The 15,803-nt window shown below is 63.7% G+C and carries 15 protein-coding genes; 8 read left to right on the top strand and 7 right to left on the bottom strand.

From position 1 onward, the window contains the following. Positions 1 to 27: 27 nt before the first annotated feature. From BLV60_RS06750 to BLV60_RS06735, 4 genes are read right to left on the bottom strand one after another with little or no spacing between them, the layout of a single operon-like run. The gene (locus BLV60_RS06750; RefSeq protein WP_093051945.1) at positions 28 to 963 is read right to left on the bottom strand and encodes a dihydrodipicolinate synthase family protein; all 936 of its coding nucleotides are present in this window, start codon (positions 961 to 963) and stop codon (positions 28 to 30) included. 12 nt (positions 964 to 975) lie between these two features. Then, positions 976 to 2,124, bottom strand: coding sequence for an NAD(P)/FAD-dependent oxidoreductase (locus BLV60_RS06745; protein ID WP_093051942.1), 1,149 nt, complete (start codon positions 2,122 to 2,124; stop codon positions 976 to 978). Next, on the bottom strand, positions 2,121 to 3,569 hold the full coding sequence (locus tag BLV60_RS06740) for an FAD/NAD(P)-dependent oxidoreductase (protein ID WP_093051939.1): 1,449 nt from the start codon (positions 3,567 to 3,569) through the stop codon (positions 2,121 to 2,123). Before BLV60_RS06740 ends, BLV60_RS06745 begins: the two co-directional genes overlap by 4 nt. Next, positions 3,562 to 3,888, bottom strand: a complete 327-nt coding sequence (locus BLV60_RS06735; RefSeq protein WP_093051936.1) for a (2Fe-2S)-binding protein — start codon at positions 3,886 to 3,888, stop codon at positions 3,562 to 3,564. Before BLV60_RS06735 ends, BLV60_RS06740 begins: the two co-directional genes overlap by 8 nt. 204 nt (positions 3,889 to 4,092) lie before the next feature. On the opposite strand from BLV60_RS06735, the gene BLV60_RS06730 reads away from it, so the two are divergent. Genes BLV60_RS06730 through BLV60_RS06715 form a run of 4 tightly spaced genes read left to right on the top strand, consistent with a single transcriptional unit; the run spans position 4,093 to position 7,016 of the window. Beyond that, a complete protein-coding gene (locus BLV60_RS06730) occupies positions 4,093 to 4,926 on the top strand; it encodes a transporter substrate-binding domain-containing protein (protein ID WP_093051933.1) in 834 nt (277 codons plus the stop codon). A gap of 17 nt (positions 4,927 to 4,943) precedes the next feature. Further along, positions 4,944 to 5,612 carry an amino acid ABC transporter permease gene (locus BLV60_RS06725; protein ID WP_093051931.1) on the top strand — a complete coding sequence of 223 codons (669 nt, stop codon included), beginning with the start codon at positions 4,944 to 4,946 and terminating at the stop codon, positions 5,610 to 5,612. Further along, the gene (locus BLV60_RS06720) at positions 5,612 to 6,301 is read left to right on the top strand and encodes an amino acid ABC transporter permease (RefSeq protein ID WP_093051929.1); all 690 of its coding nucleotides are present in this window, start codon (positions 5,612 to 5,614) and stop codon (positions 6,299 to 6,301) included. Before BLV60_RS06725 ends, BLV60_RS06720 begins: the two co-directional genes overlap by 1 nt. Further along, positions 6,279 to 7,016, top strand: a complete 738-nt coding sequence (locus tag BLV60_RS06715) for an amino acid ABC transporter ATP-binding protein (RefSeq protein WP_093051925.1) — start codon at positions 6,279 to 6,281, stop codon at positions 7,014 to 7,016. The genes BLV60_RS06720 and BLV60_RS06715 overlap by 23 nt, the downstream gene beginning before the upstream one ends. A 28-nt stretch (positions 7,017 to 7,044) precedes the next feature. Here the strand turns inward: BLV60_RS06715 and BLV60_RS06710 are convergent, their stop codons facing one another. Further along, positions 7,045 to 7,833: a GntR family transcriptional regulator gene (locus tag BLV60_RS06710; protein WP_256328884.1), complete on the bottom strand. Its 789-nt coding sequence runs from the start codon at positions 7,831 to 7,833 to the stop codon at positions 7,045 to 7,047. A 203-nt stretch (positions 7,834 to 8,036) separates the two neighbouring features. Here BLV60_RS06710 and BLV60_RS06705 point away from each other — a divergent pair, with 203 nt between their 5' ends. After that, a complete protein-coding gene (locus tag BLV60_RS06705; protein WP_093051922.1) occupies positions 8,037 to 8,954 on the top strand; it encodes a LysR family transcriptional regulator in 918 nt (305 codons plus the stop codon). 9 nt (positions 8,955 to 8,963) lie between these two features. Here BLV60_RS06705 and BLV60_RS06700 read toward each other — a convergent pair whose 3' ends face one another. Together BLV60_RS06700 and BLV60_RS06695 are read right to left on the bottom strand one after the other, a co-directional pair. After that, positions 8,964 to 9,824, bottom strand: coding sequence for a 2-keto-4-pentenoate hydratase (locus BLV60_RS06700; RefSeq protein WP_093051919.1), 861 nt, complete (start codon positions 9,822 to 9,824; stop codon positions 8,964 to 8,966). Between the two features lies 1 nt (position 9,825). Further along, on the bottom strand, positions 9,826 to 11,037 hold the full coding sequence (locus BLV60_RS06695; RefSeq protein ID WP_256328883.1) for an L-dopachrome tautomerase-related protein: 1,212 nt from the start codon (positions 11,035 to 11,037) through the stop codon (positions 9,826 to 9,828). Positions 11,038 to 11,433: 396 nt separating this feature from the next. On the opposite strand from BLV60_RS06695, the gene BLV60_RS06690 reads away from it, so the two are divergent. From BLV60_RS06690 to BLV60_RS06680, 3 genes are all read left to right on the top strand, one after another. Next, the gene (locus tag BLV60_RS06690; RefSeq protein WP_176928728.1) at positions 11,434 to 12,678 is read left to right on the top strand and encodes a S41 family peptidase; all 1,245 of its coding nucleotides are present in this window, start codon (positions 11,434 to 11,436) and stop codon (positions 12,676 to 12,678) included. A gap of 257 nt (positions 12,679 to 12,935) precedes the next feature. Then, positions 12,936 to 14,912, top strand: a complete 1,977-nt coding sequence (locus BLV60_RS06685) for a hybrid sensor histidine kinase/response regulator (RefSeq protein WP_093051913.1) — start codon at positions 12,936 to 12,938, stop codon at positions 14,910 to 14,912. 85 nt (positions 14,913 to 14,997) lie between these two features. Continuing rightward, positions 14,998 to 15,411, top strand: a complete 414-nt coding sequence (locus BLV60_RS06680) for a nuclear transport factor 2 family protein (protein WP_093051910.1) — start codon at positions 14,998 to 15,000, stop codon at positions 15,409 to 15,411. Positions 15,412 to 15,803: the final 392 nt, after the last annotated feature.

Raw genomic sequence — 15,803 nt, 5'->3', positions numbered from 1 at the left:
GGCGGGGCTCTCCTTGGTCGGCTCGGTTCAGGCGTGCACGCCGGCCTCGGCCAGCGCACGTTCCAGTGCCGCGACTTCATCGCGCGGCAGCGGTCCTATCGGGGGGCGCATGGCGTCGCTCGGAAAGCGGCCCAGCAGCTTGAGGCAGGTCTTCAGGCGCGCCGTGGCATATCCGCCGGGCGCGGTGCCGTAGATTGCCTTGGCGAGCGGGTAGATGCGGTCGTTGAGATTGCGGGCCTGCGCGAGGTCGCCACGCTTGATCGCAAGGTCGAGGTCGATCACCAGTTCGGGAACGACCGCGGCCAGGCTCACCAGGCTGCCTTCGCTGCCGATCGCGAAGCAGGTCAGCAGATGCTCGTCACCCGAGGCCATCATCGCGACGTGCGGCGCAACCCGCTTCACCAGGCGGCGGTTGGCCTCGTAGGCCGCCGCCTCCCAGCTTCCTTCCTTGATGCCGACCACATGCGGCATCTGGGCGAGCTCTGCCAGCACCTCGGGACGATAGGCGAGGGTGCCTGCGTTGACGCCGGCCTGGTAGAGCATCAGGGGCATCTGCGCGTTGGCATTGGCAATCCGATGGTGCGTTACCGCCATGCGCGAGTCCTGCGAGAGCGCCCACGAGAACGGCGGGAAGACCAGCGCGGCATCGGCCCGGGCCGCCTTGGCGTCGTCGACATGGCGCTGGGCCTCGAAGCTGTCTTCGGCATTGATGCCGCACACCAGCAGCGATCGTTCGCCGCAAACCTCGAATGCGATCTCGGTCACCCGGCGCTTTTCCTCGCGCGAGAGCGAGAAGTTCTCGCCGGCATGGCCGTTGATCAGCAGGCCCTTCATGCCCGGCACAAAGGCGTTGGCCTCGAGATGGCGCGCCAGCGTCGCTTCGTCGATGCGGCCGTCGTCGAGCAGCGGGCACAGGGTGGCAGCATAGATGCCGTGGAAAGCGTCGGGTTGTTGGGGAATCATGAGAACGGGTTATCAAGTGCCGGGCATCGGCATGCCCAACAGGCGGGCGGGATCGAAAAGAGGCAGTTCGGGTTGCTGCCCGAGGATGTGCTGGGCCATGATCCGGCCCATGAACGGACCGCTGGTGTAGCCCGAGTGGGCGCTGCCGACCACGTAGGCCCGCGGCACGCCGGGCACGTCGCCGATGATCGGCATGGCGTCGGCCGTCTCGGCCTCAAGGCCAAGCCAGATGCGCGCGATGCGGGCCTCGGCCAAAGCGGGGAGGGCATAGGCCGCCAGGCGCATGTTGCCCACGAGATTCTGCGGACGGGCTTCGACGCCACCGCGCTCGCGGTCGCCTTCGCCCTGCCAGCCGCCGCCGATCAGCACGGTGCCGTTGGCGAACTGCTTGAGAGACAACAACCCGTTGGCGACGCTGAGCACTGTGCGCATCACCGGTCGCACGCGCTCGGTGATGATGAGCTGGTTGATCAGCACCTTGATCGGGATCTGCACGCCGAGCCAGGCGAGCATGTTCTCGATCCACACCCCGCCTGCGAGGACCACGCGCGTCGCCTGCAAGGGCGGCCGGCTCGCCGCGCCGCCAAAGCGGATCACGTGGCCCGCGTCCCCGGAGTCGATGCCCTCGACGGGCGCGTTCTCGAGCACGTCGACGCCGGCGGCCGTGAGCGCATGGCGGAAGGCGCGGCCCGTGAGATAGGCGCTCGCGAAGCCATCGATGTCGCAGTAGCCCGCCTTCAGCAGGCCGGGGTGCACGCCGGGCTCGATCTCTCTCGCGCGCGCCGGCGAAATGACTTCGATCGGCGCACCGTATTCGCGGCGCGCCTTGGCGCGCAGTTCGACCAGTTCGCACTCGGCCTCGGTAAAGGCCAGCGTGAGGCCCGGCACATGGGTCGCGAGCACGCTCATGCCCAGCCATTTCTCGGCGTCCATCCACATTTGCCAGGCGCGCATTGCATAGGGCACCAGCGCGGCGCGTGTCATGTGCAGCGTCAGCGTGCCGGCGTTGACGCCGGATGCCTCGCGGCACAGGGGCCCGCGATCGACCAGTGCGACCCGCATGCCGCCTTGCGCGAGATGCAGCGCGGTTGAGCAGCCCATGACGCCGCCACCGATCACGACCGCGTCGTACGCGGCCGAGGAGCGCACGTTGCCGCTCACAGCGGCGCCGCCTTCGGGATCGGGATGTCGGCATAGGTGTAGTTGCCGGCCACCTCGGCGAGCGAGACCGGACGCAGCGGGGCCCGGCCCGTGAAGCAGCCCACGGCTTCGCGGCTGCCTGCGTGAGCAGCGAGCAGGGCGCCCGCGATGTCCCCGCAGGTGCGGCCCTGGCAGGGGCCCATGCCGCAGCGTGTCCAGGCCTTGAGCTGGTTCATGTCGCGGGCGCCATCGCGCGCGGCGGCATCGATCTCGGCTCGGGTCACGTCTTCGCAGCGGCAAACCACCGTGTCGGGCGCAATGCTCGCGACGGCGCCTTCGCGCAATGCCATCAGACCCGCCATCGCACGCCCGAAGCGGGCGGGCTTTTGCCATTGCGCGAGCAGTCGATCGCGTTCGCGCGAGTGGGCCTCGGCCGTCAATCGGCCCAGATCGTGGGCGCAGGCCACGGCAGCAAGCTCGCCGTGGGCGCCGGCTGCGGCGGCACCTGCAATGCCAGCCCCGTCGCCCGCGACGTACAGACCGGCGACGGAGGTGCGGCCCTGCGCATCGGTCTCGGCAATCCACCCGCCACGCGCCGCTTCGTAGCGGTGGCGCGCGCGCAGCAGCCTGGTGACGTCGGTACCCGGCACAAGGCCGTGCCCTACCGCAACAGCGTCCGCCTCGAAAGCCACAGGCGCGGCATGCGCAACGGGCGCACCGGTCATGTCGACCTGCCGCGCGTGAACGAGGAATCCGTCGCCGAGCGCTTCGACCGACGCGATGCCGTGGCGATAGAGCAGTGGCACACGCGCCTTGCGCAGGAGCGCCTTCCATTGCACGCCCTGCCACAGCAGATCGGGCCGGCCGGTCAGCGAAGGCAGGGTCTGCAGCCAATCGGCCCGGCTGGCCAGGTCCAGCACGGCAGCGACCTCGCCGCCGGCCTTGAGGATGCCGCTCGCCACAGCCAGCAGCAGGGGGCCGCTGCCTGCCACCACCGTGCGGCGCCCGGGCAGCATGTTCTGGGACTTGAGGAGGATCGTGGCGGCGGCCAGGCCGATGACGCCGGGCAGGGTCCAGCCGGCGAAGGGAACGACCCGCTCGGTCGTGCCCGTTGCCACGAGCAATGCACGCGGCTGCCAGCTCGTCACGCCCTGGGGGCCGATAAGGTCGGTGCGAAGGCTGCTGCCCACGTTCCACACCTTGCGACCGAACAGGCATCGGATGCCGGAACGGCTCAACTCGTCGCGCAGGGCGTCGCCCTGTACGGCTTCGTCCGAGGGCCGAATGCCCGCGGCCCGCGTGAAGCCCGGAGGCAGGGGACGCCACACCTGTCCTCCCGCGTCGGAGTTCTCATCGACCAGCAGGACGTCGAGGCCGCAGGCCTGCGCGCACAGCGCGGCGCGTGCGCCGGCTGGTCCGGCGCCGATCACCAACAGATCGATGGGGGAAGGGGGCGCTTCAGCCAAGACGCTGCTCCCGATAGTCGAGGGACTCGATCTCCAGGCCCGCCGCCGCCGGCACCTGGCAGGCCGGCAGCTTGTGCCCGCCCACCCATACGAGGCATTCCTGGCAGGAGCCCATGAGGCAGAACATTCCGCGCGGTGCGTTGTCGCGCGGACTGCGCCGGAGTTCGCGCTGCCCTGCGGCAAACAGCGCCGCCGCGACGCTCTCGCCCTCGAACGCGTCGACCGTACAGCCGTCGGCCATGAAACGCACCGCAGGTCCGCGCTGCACCGCCTGGTCGGCGCGCAGCGATGGCATCGCAGAAGTTGAGCTTTTCGTCATGAGAGGAAGTGACGGAATGAACGGGTAAACGCGAACTGGAAGCCTGGACTGGACCGCTCGAAGTTTATTGTATACATTCAATATATATATCTTATATTTTTTGAAGACAAAATGCGATCTGGCATTCGTCTTGCATCCGTTTTTCCCGACATCCGGGCCGCTTCGGCGACTGGTTCAACCTTCACCCTCTAGGAGTTTTTCTCGATGAAGCAGATAAGGAACACCATCCGTCGCACCCTCCTGGTTGCCGGATCGCTCGCGCTGGGTTCGGCGCTGATGGGCCTGCCGGCCACGGGCTCGGCACGCACGCTCGATGAAATCGTGGCCAGCAAGAAGCTCGTGATCGGTGTCAATCCGACCTTGCCTCCGCTGGGCATCTTCAATGACAAGAATGAAATCGACGGCTTCGATGTGGACATCGCGCGCAAGCTCGGCGAACTGCTGGGCGTGAAGACCGAGATCGTGCAGGTCGGCTCGCCCGACCGCATTCCCTTCGTGAGCAGCGGCAAGATCGATGCGGTGCTCGGCGCCATGACGATCACGGCCGAGCGCCAGAAGGTGATCGACTTCACCGTGCCGCTGCACACCGAGGTGCTGGGCGTGCTGACCACCAAGGCCAAGCCCTACAAGGACTGGATGGAGCTCAACGACCCGACAGTGAGACTGGTCGAGGTGCGCGGCGCCACGCCCGTGAAGCTGGTGCAGGAAAAGCTGCCCAAGGCGCAACTGCTGCTGCTCGACAACTACCCCGATGCGGTGCGTGCCATTGCCCAGGGCCGGGCCGATGCAATGATCGACGTGATGGACTTCATGACCGAGCACACGGCCAAGCACAAGGTCGACTGGCGCATCGTGGACGCACCGATCGAGGTCTACTTCTGCGGCATCGGCGTGCAGAAGGGCAATGACGCCTTGCGCGAGAAACTCAGCGCGGCCGTCAAGGAAATGCACAAGAGCGGCTACGTGGACGAACGCTGGAAGAAGTGGTTCGGTGGCCCGATGCTGCACGATCCGCGCACCGCACCGACCTATAAATAAGGCCTCGAGGGGAGGGCATGCAATTCGACTACACACCGGTGCTGGAGCGCCTGCCCTATCTGATCGGCGGCGCCTGGCTGAGCCTGCAGATCGCGTTCCTCGCGTTTGCCTTCGGAATGCTGCTCGGCCTTGGCGGTGCCTCGGTGCGCGCCTACGGCCCGCGCTGGGCGCGACGCATCGTCGGCGCCTACGTGGTGTTCTTCACCAATACGCCGCAGCTGGTTCAGATCTTCTTCATCTTCTTCGCGCTGCCCGATGCCGGCATCCTGCTGTCGCCGTACCAGGCCGTGCTGATCGGCATGACGCTCAATGCCGGTGCCTACCTCACAGAGATCCAGCGCGCGGGCTTCGAATCGGTGCGCCTGCCTGAGCTGGAGGCCGCCGAGACGCTGGGCTTCTCGCGCATCCAGACCATCCGCTACGTGATCCTGCCGCACATCGTGCGCGTGCTGTTTCCGCCGCTGTCCAACCAGTACATCCTGATGACCCTCGGCACGTCGATGGCGGCCGTATTCGGTGTCGAGGAACTCACCGGACGGGCCTACAACATCAACTCCGAGACCTTCCGCTCTATCGAGGTGTTCTCGGTTGCCGCGGTGCTCTACATCGTGATCACGCTGATCGCCACGCTGTCGCTGGCCTTCGTCGGAAAGCGATTCTTCCGCGCCAAGATGAGGTGGTTCTGATGCTCGACCAGATCCTCCAGGAGCTGCCTCGTTTCTTCAGCTACTACAACCTGCTCTTCTTCGCGAAGGCGCTGGGCGTGACCTTTGCCTTGTCGGCCATCGGCTGCGTCGTCGGTTTCTCGCTGGGCTTCCTGCTCGCGGCCGTGAGGCTGGACACCCGGCCGGCAGGCCGGCCCCTGCGCGTTGCTTCGACGGTCTTCATCGAGCTGTTCAGGCGCATCCCCTTCCTCGTTACCCTGATGCTGGTGTTCTTCATCTTCCAGGGGCTCAACGCCGACCTCGCCATGTTCACCGTGGCGTTGATCAGCGTCTGCCTGATCGCCACCGCATTCATCGCCGAGATCGTGCGAAGCGGGCTCGAATCGGTGCACCGCAACCAGTGGGACGCTGCGGCGGCGATGAACTTCAGCTACCTGCAGACGCTGCGCCTCGTGATCGTCCCGCAGGCCTGGAAGATCATTCTTCCGCCGGTCTTCGGCTTCTTCGTCCTGTTCATCAAGGACACCGCGCTGGCCTCGCAGATCGGCGTCGTCGAACTGGCCTTTGCCGGCAAGACGATGAACAACAAGGGCTTCTCGGCCACGCTTGTCTACGGCACCGTGCTGGCCCTTTATTTCATGCTTTCCTATCCGCTGGCCCGGTTCGGAAAACACCTGGAGAAAAAGCTTGCCCCAACTCGAAATCGTTGACCTGAAGGCCAACTACGGCTCACACACCGTACTCGAGCGCATCAACCTGTCGGTCGACAAGGGCGAGATCGTCAGTCTCATCGGCCCGTCGGGCTCGGGCAAGAGCACCTTGCTGCGCGTGCTGATGGGCCTGCTGCCGCCGATCGAGGGCCAGGTGCGCATCGACGGCCAGGCGCTCGACTACAACGACCGCGAGCAGCTGCGCCGCCTGCGTTCGCAGATGGCCATCGTGTTCCAGCAGTACAACCTGTTCCAGAACATGACGGTGCTCGACAACGTGACCGTCGCACCGATCAAGGTCAAGGGACGCCCGCGCAAGCAGGTCGAGGACTATGCGATCCAGCTGCTCGAGAAGGTGGGCATGGGCTCCAAGCTGAAGGCGTACCCCGACCAGCTGTCGGGCGGCCAGCAGCAGCGCGTTGCAATCGCGCGCGCACTGGCGCTGCAGCCGGGCATCCTGCTGCTCGACGAAGTCACGGCCGCCCTCGACCCCGAACTCGTCAACGAAGTGCTGGACACGGTGCGGCTCCTGGCGGCCGAGGGCATGACGATGTTCATCGTCTCGCACGAGATGGGCTTCGTGCGCGAGGTATCGAGCAAGGTCGTTTTCATGGCCGACGGGCACGTGGTCGAGATCGGCGCGCCGCGGCAGATCTTCGACGAACCCCGCGAGGCACGCACCCGCGAGTTCGTCGGCAAGATACTGCGGCACTGATCGGCCCGTGCGCCGTTGCCAGCCCGGCCTACTGCGGGAGCTCGGTCACCAGCCCGTTGCTGAGCCTTGAGAGCGTATAGCGCGCGAGGTTGCGCAGATGGGTGACGACCGCCTGTTCGGCTGCCTTCTCGTTGCCTGCGATGTAGGCGTCCAGAATCGCCAGGTGCTCGGCCCTGTCGTCCTCGATGCGATTGAAAGGGTCGACCACCTCGAAGAGGCGGCACAGCACGCGCAGATGAGCGATGGTCTCGGCCAGCATCGCGTTACCGGAGGCGCGCGCGAACATGCCATGGATCTCGTCATCGGCGTGCCAGTGGCTCGAGCCCTGCTGGCTCGAATCCAGGGACAGGATGTCGTCGCGCAGGCGCTGCACCAGGTCTGCGGGCACATGCCCTATGGAGAGCGATACGGCCTGCGACTCGAGCCGTTCGCGCACCTGCAGGCACTGGAAGTAGTGCGACGCCGTGATGCGTCGAACCGCATAGGAGCGCGCGTTGGCCCGCACCAGCAAGCCTTCGCCCTCGAGTCGAAGCAAGGCTTCGCGCAGGGGCGTGCGCGACATCTGGAGCCGTTCGGCCAGGCGCCCCTCCACCAGCACCTCGCCGCCGGTCAACTCGCGCTGCAGAATGAGCCGCCGCACGACCGCGTAGGCCCGGTCGGTCAGGTTCGTCGACGCTTCGCCTGAAGCGTCCGGAGCGGTCTTCGCGCGCTTCACGGGCGCCTGTGCGGGCTTGCGAGCGCGCGAGACCTTGCCGGGCGAAGCCGTCTTTCCGGGCTTCGCATGCGGCGTTGGCTTGATCGCGGCTTTGGGTTTCATATGATTTGTCTACAAACTGTGTGCAATCGAAGGATGCCACAGCATACGATGTCCCGTTGGCCCGTCCGGCAATGTCGCATGGCGACGATCGCGCGCTGGAAGAGCCCGGGCGTGACGGTTACGCGATTGCTTTCCCCCTTGGGACGAATACCATTCGGCGTTGTTGTAGAGCAGTTCGTAGTCTCGCCAAGTTGAATGGATCGATGAAAATTCAGAACATCGAAGATCTGCGTCTCCTGGTCGAGACCGCGCGCACCGGCTCTCTCACCGCTGCCGCCCAGGTGCTGAAAGTGACACCCGCAACTGCCAGCAGCATGCTCAAGCGACTCGAAGGCCAGTTGGGGGCACGGCTCTTCGAGCGATCCACGCGCTCCATTCGGCTGACGAGCCAAGGCCAGAACCTGTTGGGCTATGCCAGTCGCGCGCTAGCGCTGATCGACGAAGGTGAGGCGCAGGTACTGGCGGAAGGCTCCACGTTGTCGGGGATGGTGCGCGTCGCGGCGCCGTCGGATCTGGCTCGCAGCGTGTTGCTGCCTTGGTTCGACGAGTTTCTTGCTGCCAATCCAGCTTTGCGTCTGGGGTTGTCGGTCAGTGACAGGGTGCACGATGTGCTGCGCGACCCTGTCGATGTCGCCCTGCGCTATGGCACGACTACCGACCCCAACGCCGTCGTGCGAGGCCTTGCCATGACGCGCCGCGTGTTGTGCGCGTCCCCACGTTATCTCGAACGTTTCGGCACGCCTCAAACTCCCGAAGATTTGCATCGCCACAACTGCTTGATCTTTGAACTGCGCAGCGCGCGGTATGTCGACTGGCGTTTCGAGCGAGATGGCGAATGGGTTGGCGTGCAGGTGGCAGGCGATCGCGAGGTCGATGACGCATCCATTGCCCACCAGTGGGCGCTGGCGGGCGAGGGCATCCTCTACAAGTCGGAGTTGGATCTGTTGCACGCTTTGGCATCGGGGCAACTGGTGCGCCTGCTGCCGCAGTGGCGTGGTGAACGCTATCCGTTGAACGCAGTGTTTCCCAGTAACCGCTTCATTCCCCAGCGGGTGAGGAGCTTTGTCGATTTCATTGCCGCTCGTCTGGCGCAGGTGCCGATACTGCAGTCGTCTGGTTGAATGGGCGTGCTATTTGAAGTTCACGTTGACAGAGACCTTGCCTGGCAATCCTTCATAGGTCACGGTAATGCCGGATTTCGATCGGGGCGGCAGCAGAGGTGAAAAAGAACCGAGACTGATGAGATCGCCCGGCTTCAGTTTCAATCCCTCGGTTGCGAGCGCTCCTGCAAGCCAGACGACCGCCTGGAGCGGATGGCCGAGCAGATCGCTGCCGCGGCCCTCCGCGAGTGCCGAGCCTTTGTCATCGGTCACCCGGATCTTCATGTCGCGCAGCGCGTCCAGCATCGCATGGCGATCGGCGCGCATGGCCGGTATCCCGATCGGCTGACCCGCCACGCCGAGTCGGGCGGCGACGTTGATTGCGGCGAGTCCCGGGCCATCCAGCCGTTGCGGTGCCTGCACCATGAGATCGGGCAATTCGATGAATGGGATCACTTGATCGATCGCATCGAGAACTTCCTGCGGAGTCTGTGCGACGTTGATGGCATCGCTGCGTACGCGCACCAGCATGTCGGCTTCGAACAGCGGCCGCGCACCGAACGTGGCATCCACGACCGCCCCATTGGCCAGCACCATGCCTTCGTAGAGTCGGCCCCATACCGGCTTGTCGGTGTTGAAGCGCTTTTGCACTGCCGCGTTGGTCAAGCCGGCCTTGTAGCCGATCACCGGGCCAAGCCTCAGAACGAAAAGCGCATGGAGCTTCGCGCGGGTGCACGCGGCGTCGGCATCGCTGAGACCCTCGGGCGCGGCAACGGGGGTTCGGGCGACGTACTTTTCGACGAAGTCAGCCAAGGCCGCATCGTCAAGGCAAGCCGCGTGGGCTCCGACGCCCCCACAGACAGCCAGGCAGGCGAGAAGGTATCGCACCATCTCAGAAACCCGGCTGGCCGGCGGCGAGTGGCTTGAAGCGGTAGACCCGATAAGGCGCCTTGTTCTTCGCAATGCCGTCGGCTTGCAAGGCGCTCGTCAATGTCAGCTGCGCGGCGCCGGTGTACATATGGCCATCGCTGTTGTAGGTCACGCCATCGGGCCACACCATGTCAGGATCAGCGACAAGGCGACGGTACTTTCGGGTGTCCGGCGGGATGATGCCAATGGCGCGTTCGCCGACTTCGGTGAGGTAAAGGTTGTTGTCTTGGTCGATCGACAGGCCGCCGTTGAAGGGCTTGTCGGCATAGGTCTGGACCTTGGCGCCCAGCTGCGTTGCATCGAGCTTGCGATCGAGCAAATCGCTCATGCGAATGCGGTACATCTTGTAGCTTGAAAGCGGTGCGAAATAGAGCCATTCGCTGCGGTGATCCAGTGCGATGCCGTCCACGCCGACATGAAGCGCGAAGGTCCCGGCGGTCGACGTGCCTTGGTCCCACCGGATGGGGTCCTTGACGGGCTGGACGCTCGGATGTCCTTGCAAGAGGCGTCGACTCTTGCCGGTCGCAAGATCGACGATCACCAGCGCCGCCTTGTCGCCCGTACCTTTGGAATCTTCGCCGATCGCCTCGTCTGCCACAACAATCACGTTGTGCTTTGCGTCCACTACGAAGTCGTTGTGCTGTGACTCGGTCACCGTCGCCTCATCGGTGATTCGTATGACGCGCTCCAATTTGTTGCGCCGGGTGTTCCACCCCACCAACTTGGGAACCAGGCCAGCGGGACGCCCTGATGCCTTGTCGACCGATTTGACCGAATCCAGCATCCAGAGGATTCCCTTGCTGTCTGTGTGCAGGCCAAGCACCCAGTCGAGGCAGTGGTCGAACTCCTTTTTCCAACTGCCGTCGGGGTTCTTGCAACTCTGCCATTCGGCACTTGGATAGGGTGTTGTGGACTTGCGGTCCCTGTTCAGTAACGCGACCTGCACCGTCGGTGAGTAGAAGGGGTGGTAGCCGATCACAATCTGGCCGTTGCCCAACTGGGTAATGCCGCCGACGCCAGCGGCATCCAGTTCTGCATAGAGCTCTGGCTTCGCCACTGGGGCATCGCTCGCATTGGCTTCAGCGAATGTCGAAGACGGCGCAATGGCGATAGCAAAGATACAGGCGCAGCCAACCAGGACCGCGCGCATGCGGCTGCGGGAAATCGTGCTCATTTTTTTGTCTCCAGTCGTTTTTGAACTACCAGAGTCCGTCGTGTCGCGGACTCTCTGCGAGTCAGTGTCATGGTTGAGCAGGCGCATGAAAAGCAGCGAAACGGCGAAACACTTTCAACGAATTCCCGGAAATCCGGCGAAGGCTGGCTATCTCAACACGGCGCCCGCCATGGAACAAGGACGGCTCGTCGGGCAGAAGAGGCATTGAAAGCTCAAAGCGATCGCCGAAGTACGCGTAACGACAGACAGCGTCCAGGAGCGGCCCTCGCGCTGCGGCAAAATTCGGCTACCACCAGAGGCTCTGGCCTGAGCGCTCATCTCGCTCCAGCCCTGTTCCGACCTATGAAAAATACAACGCACGACTGCCGGACTCTGCGACAGGTTCGAGCCACGCTCATGGTCGTTGGCTTGCTATTCGTCTCCCAGGCACGCGCGGATCCGCGCTATGAGGAGGTCATTGCTTCTTCCGCGTGGAAAACTTTCGTGAAGCTGGCTCAAGACAACTATGTGAGCCCGTTCGACGTCCACGCTCTCGAAGCAAGCTGCAAGAACAGGCTCCAGTCTGTCGACACGTCAGTCAAGGAGCGTCCGATCGAGAACTGCATCCGGGCGGCCATCGAGAGTTTCGGTGGAAGTTCGGCGTACATCTCGTCGAAGGAGATGGCGCAGAAGAGTCCAGAGAACGTCAGCAGAATGGCCGGCGTCGGCCTGGAAATGAAGGCCCACGAAGGCGGCGAGGGCTACGTCGAAATCGTTTCACCGATCGCCGGATCCCCGGCTCACCGCGCCGGTTTGAAACCAGGTGATCTGGTCTACTCGATCGACGGTGTGCTCACCAGATCCTTGACGCTTGCGCAGGCCGTCGCAGCTCTGCGCGGAGAAGCGGGCACGAGCTTGACCTTGCTGGTGGTCCGCCATGGCTCCAAGGCGCCCCTCGGATTCGTCATGACGCGAGAGCCGATCGCTCCCCTCGCTTCTGTCCGGGCCCGGCCGGTATCGCCCGGGACGGCCTATCTGCGAGTCGGCCGGTTCAGGGACACAACACCCAACGAGGTGATTGCCGCGATTTCGAAACTTCGGCCAGCCGACCGCATTGCATTGAACAATCTGGTCCTCGACTTCCGCAGCTGCTACGGTGGTCTGCTGAATTCCGTCGTCGGCGTCGCCGCGCTCTTCGTGCCGTCAGAGACGAAGGTTCTGAGCAGCAAAGGTCGGAGACAAGACGCGAACAGGGATTTTCGAGCGGTACCGCAAGACTATGCGGGCAAGCCGTGGGATCCGGTCGATGAACCGGTGGTCAGCGCACTCAGGTCGGCGCGTCTGGTCATCCTGGTAGATGACCACACGGCCGCCGGCGCCGAGGCAGTTGTTCAAACCCTCAGGGAGCAACGCAAGGCCGTGGTGATCGGCCAGGCGACGTTCGGGGCGGGCACTATCGAAACCATCCTTCCCCTTGAAGAAGGCGCAGCGGTACGACTTTCCACGGCGATGATGTACTCGCCAGCCGGGCTCTCGTGGGACCGCAGCGGCATCCAGCCGGATATCCAGATGCCGGCACCCGACAACCTCAAGTTCGAGCTCGGCGATCCTGGTACCGATGCGGGGCTCGCCAGAGCTGTCGCGTTCCTGGTCGCGAAGTGACGGCAGCGAATGGCAGAGAACTTTGCCGTCTATTCGAGTGATATGAGCGAAGGACGAGTTCCTGTAGCTGACGCCAACTGTCGCTGCTTTCTTACGCGACCGGCCCGAGGAAGGTACATATGGTCTTGTTCGGCCGGCTGGTCGTGCTGCCTATACGAGGCACCAAGACTTCTTGAGGTGCGACTCGCCGCTTGAGGCAAACCTGAGACTGTGGGCTGTAGGCTGCCGAAGGCCCGCTGATCGCTTTGAAAGCATCCATGACGGCACCGCCTGCAGATCTCGCCGACGAAGCGCCCGACCCCTTGTCGGGAGATCATCGGTTTCAGCTATTGGTCGATGCCATCAAGGACCACGCGATCTACCTCCTGGATGCTCAAGGCCGCGTCAGTAGTTGGAATACGGGCGCACAGCGGCTCAAAGGCTATTCGGCCGACGAAATCATCGGGCAGCACTTCAGTCGGTTCTACACGCCCGAGGACATCGCCACCGGACTTCCGGAGCGGGCGTTGCTTGCCGCCAGGACAACCGGAAGGTTCGAGGCGCAGGGTTGGAGGGTCAGAAAGGATGGCACCTGTTTCTGGACGAGCGTGCACATCGAGCCTGTGCTCGGCTCCGGCGGTGCGTTGATTGGCTACGCCAAGGTTACGCGCGACCTGTCGCAGCTCCTGCATTCCGAGCAAGCCCTCCTGGCGAGTGAGGAGCGCTTCCGTCTTCTCGTTCAGGGCGTGCGCGACTATGCGATCTACATGCTCGATCCGTTCGGGCGCGTGAACAACTGGAACGCCGGGGCGCAGTTGATCAAGGGTTACACGGCACGTGAAATCCTGGGCCAGCATTTTTCCCGCTTCTACACGGCGGAGGATCGCGCACGCGGGGAGCCTGCCCGCGCTCTTCAGGTCGCGCTGAGCGAGAAAAAGTACGAGAGCGAGGCCTGGCGGGTGAGGAAGGATGGCTCGCGCTTCTGGGCCAGTGTCGTCATTGATCCTCTGTACGACGAGGCGGGCACGCATATCGGGTTCGCCAAGATCACACGGGACATCACGGAGCGCAAGCGCTCCCAGGACGAGATGGATCGCGCACGTGAAGCGCTCGCCCAGGCCCAGAAGCTCGAAGCCATCGGGCGGCTCACGGGCGGTGTGGCCCACGATTTCAACAATCTCCTGACCGTCATCCGCTCGTCCGTGGAGTTGCTTCGAAGAACTGGTGGAGATGAGGCGCGTCGCACGCGCTACGTCGAGGCTATCGCCGATGCTGCCGACCGCGCGGCACTTTTGACAAGACAGCTCCTTGCCTTTGCAAGGCAGCAGCCGTTGCGACCGGAGGTATTCCATGTCGGCACGCGCGTCGCTGCAATGAAGCAGATGATCGAAACACTCGTCGGAGCTCAGGTCCGCCTCGAGTTCGAATTCGCAGCCTGCCAGGGGATGATCGAAGCCGATGCGGGCCAGTTCGACACGGCCATCTTCAACATGGCCATCAACGCGAAAGACGCGATGCCGAACGGCGGCCAACTGAAAATCTCCGCTCGCGACGTCGAGGAAATCCCTCCAGCTCTCCGACAAGCCGCCGCTCACGGCGACTTCCTGGCTGTCTCGATCGAAGACACCGGCACGGGCATCGAACCAAGCACGCTTTCCCGGATCTTCGATCCCTTTTTCACCACCAAGCCGGTGACAAAGGGCACCGGTCTGGGGTTGAGCCAGGTCTACGGCTTTGTGAAGCAATCGGGAGGCGAGATCGCGGTCGTCAGTCGTGTGGGGGAAGGAACCTGCTTCACCCTGTATCTCCCGCGTACTTCGAAGCCGCCTGCTGTGGCCGTACCGGACGACTCAAGGGACGTTCTTCCTGCGAGGCGGGACCTCTCTATCCTGCTGGTCGAGGACAACGATGAGGTGGGAGAGTTCGGGCTGGGCCTTCTGCACGAGATGGGTCATCCAGGCACGCGTGCAGCAAGCGCAGCCGAGGCGCTGAAGATTCTGGAGCAGCAGCACGCCAACTTCGATCTGGTCTTTTCGGATGTCGTGATGCCGGGAATCAACGGTCTGGAGCTGGCAAAGGAGATTCGCAGGAGATGGCCGGACCTGCCGGTCGTCCTGACCAGCGGCTATAGCCACGCCGTCGCGGATGACGTTGGCCGGGAGTTCGAACTCCTGCACAAGCCCTATTCGGTTCGGGAACTCCAGGCGCTGTTCGATCGGGCGGCGAAAACACCACCGCGATTTCGTAGGAAGTAGCTGACCGCAACTCTGCAGATGACCCTGCATCGCAGAGTCCATGGTGACTCGATCGTTGCCTTCCCAAAAGCATCAGGAGACGCCCATGCAAGACAACAGCCACGAGCTCTTCGCCCTTGAAAAGAAATTCTGGCAGTCGATGGTGGACATCGACACGGACACGGCCATCGAGTTGTTGCATGAGCCAGCCTTCATGGTGAGCTCTCACGGCTCGATGAAGTTTGACCATGCTGGCTACCGAAAGATGGCAGAGCAGGGAACCATGGTCGTCAAATCGTTCAAGCTGAGCGAGATGGAGGCCACCTTCCCCAGCGATGGAGCCGCTGTCCTGAGCTACAAAGTCCATCAGATTCTGTCTCCGAGAGGAAAGTCCGAAAAGGTGGAGCAGCACATGACGGACACGTCGACGTGGATCCGTGACGGTGATGCCTGGCGATGTGTGATGCACACCGAAGCGCCCGCGTCAACGGCAAAGGGCGGCGATACCGGGCAACGATGATGCCGATTACCGGATGCCCCTCACGCTCAGCCATCGAGCGGCCATCGCGTGTCCAGACCTGGAGCACGAAGTCGTCTTCCTCATGGAATGCCACGGGTCGTGACCAGCGCCCGCACCGATGCACGGGCGCGTGGCGGTTCTGCGGGCGCGCTGCTGAATGCCGTGGCGCAACGCCCGGCCGAATCCGCAGGCGCCGCGATGCAACCGGCAATTGCTGCTGGCTTGTGACGCCGTGACATTTCGCGCAAGCGAGCGATTGCGCAAAGGTCGTCTGTCACCAAAGGCCCGGAAGCAACCGAGGCTGTGTGAAAACGCATTGAATCCGTGAATACCGTCGCCTAGATTGAGACAACGCCACGAACTGGGTTGCCACATGAAGCGATTCATCGAGC

Source organism: Variovorax sp. YR634, assembly GCF_900106655.1.
GTDB lineage: Bacteria > Pseudomonadota > Gammaproteobacteria > Burkholderiales > Burkholderiaceae_C > Variovorax.
Note: the sequence above shows the minus strand (reverse complement) of the source record. Positions and strands in the feature narration are given on the sequence as shown.

Coding starts and splice junctions, on each gene's coding strand:
- BLV60_RS06750 (WP_093051945.1), bottom strand. CDS start 963: ATGATTCCCCAACAACCCGACGCTTTCCACGGCATCTATGCTGCCACC.
- BLV60_RS06735 (WP_093051936.1), bottom strand. CDS start 3,888: ATGACGAAAAGCTCAACTTCTGCGATGCCATCGCTGCGCGCCGACCAG.
- BLV60_RS06730 (WP_093051933.1), top strand. CDS start 4,093: ATGAAGCAGATAAGGAACACCATCCGTCGCACCCTCCTGGTTGCCGGA.
- BLV60_RS06725 (WP_093051931.1), top strand. CDS start 4,944: ATGCAATTCGACTACACACCGGTGCTGGAGCGCCTGCCCTATCTGATC.
- BLV60_RS06720 (WP_093051929.1), top strand. CDS start 5,612: ATGCTCGACCAGATCCTCCAGGAGCTGCCTCGTTTCTTCAGCTACTAC.
- BLV60_RS06710 (WP_256328884.1), bottom strand. CDS start 7,833: ATGAAACCCAAAGCCGCGATCAAGCCAACGCCGCATGCGAAGCCCGGA.
- BLV60_RS06705 (WP_093051922.1), top strand. CDS start 8,037: ATGAAAATTCAGAACATCGAAGATCTGCGTCTCCTGGTCGAGACCGCG.
- BLV60_RS06700 (WP_093051919.1), bottom strand. CDS start 9,824: ATGGTGCGATACCTTCTCGCCTGCCTGGCTGTCTGTGGGGGCGTCGGA.
- BLV60_RS06695 (WP_256328883.1), bottom strand. CDS start 11,037: ATGAGCACGATTTCCCGCAGCCGCATGCGCGCGGTCCTGGTTGGCTGC.
- BLV60_RS06690 (WP_176928728.1), top strand. CDS start 11,434: ATGGTCGTTGGCTTGCTATTCGTCTCCCAGGCACGCGCGGATCCGCGC.
- BLV60_RS06685 (WP_093051913.1), top strand. CDS start 12,936: ATGACGGCACCGCCTGCAGATCTCGCCGACGAAGCGCCCGACCCCTTG.
- BLV60_RS06680 (WP_093051910.1), top strand. CDS start 14,998: ATGCAAGACAACAGCCACGAGCTCTTCGCCCTTGAAAAGAAATTCTGG.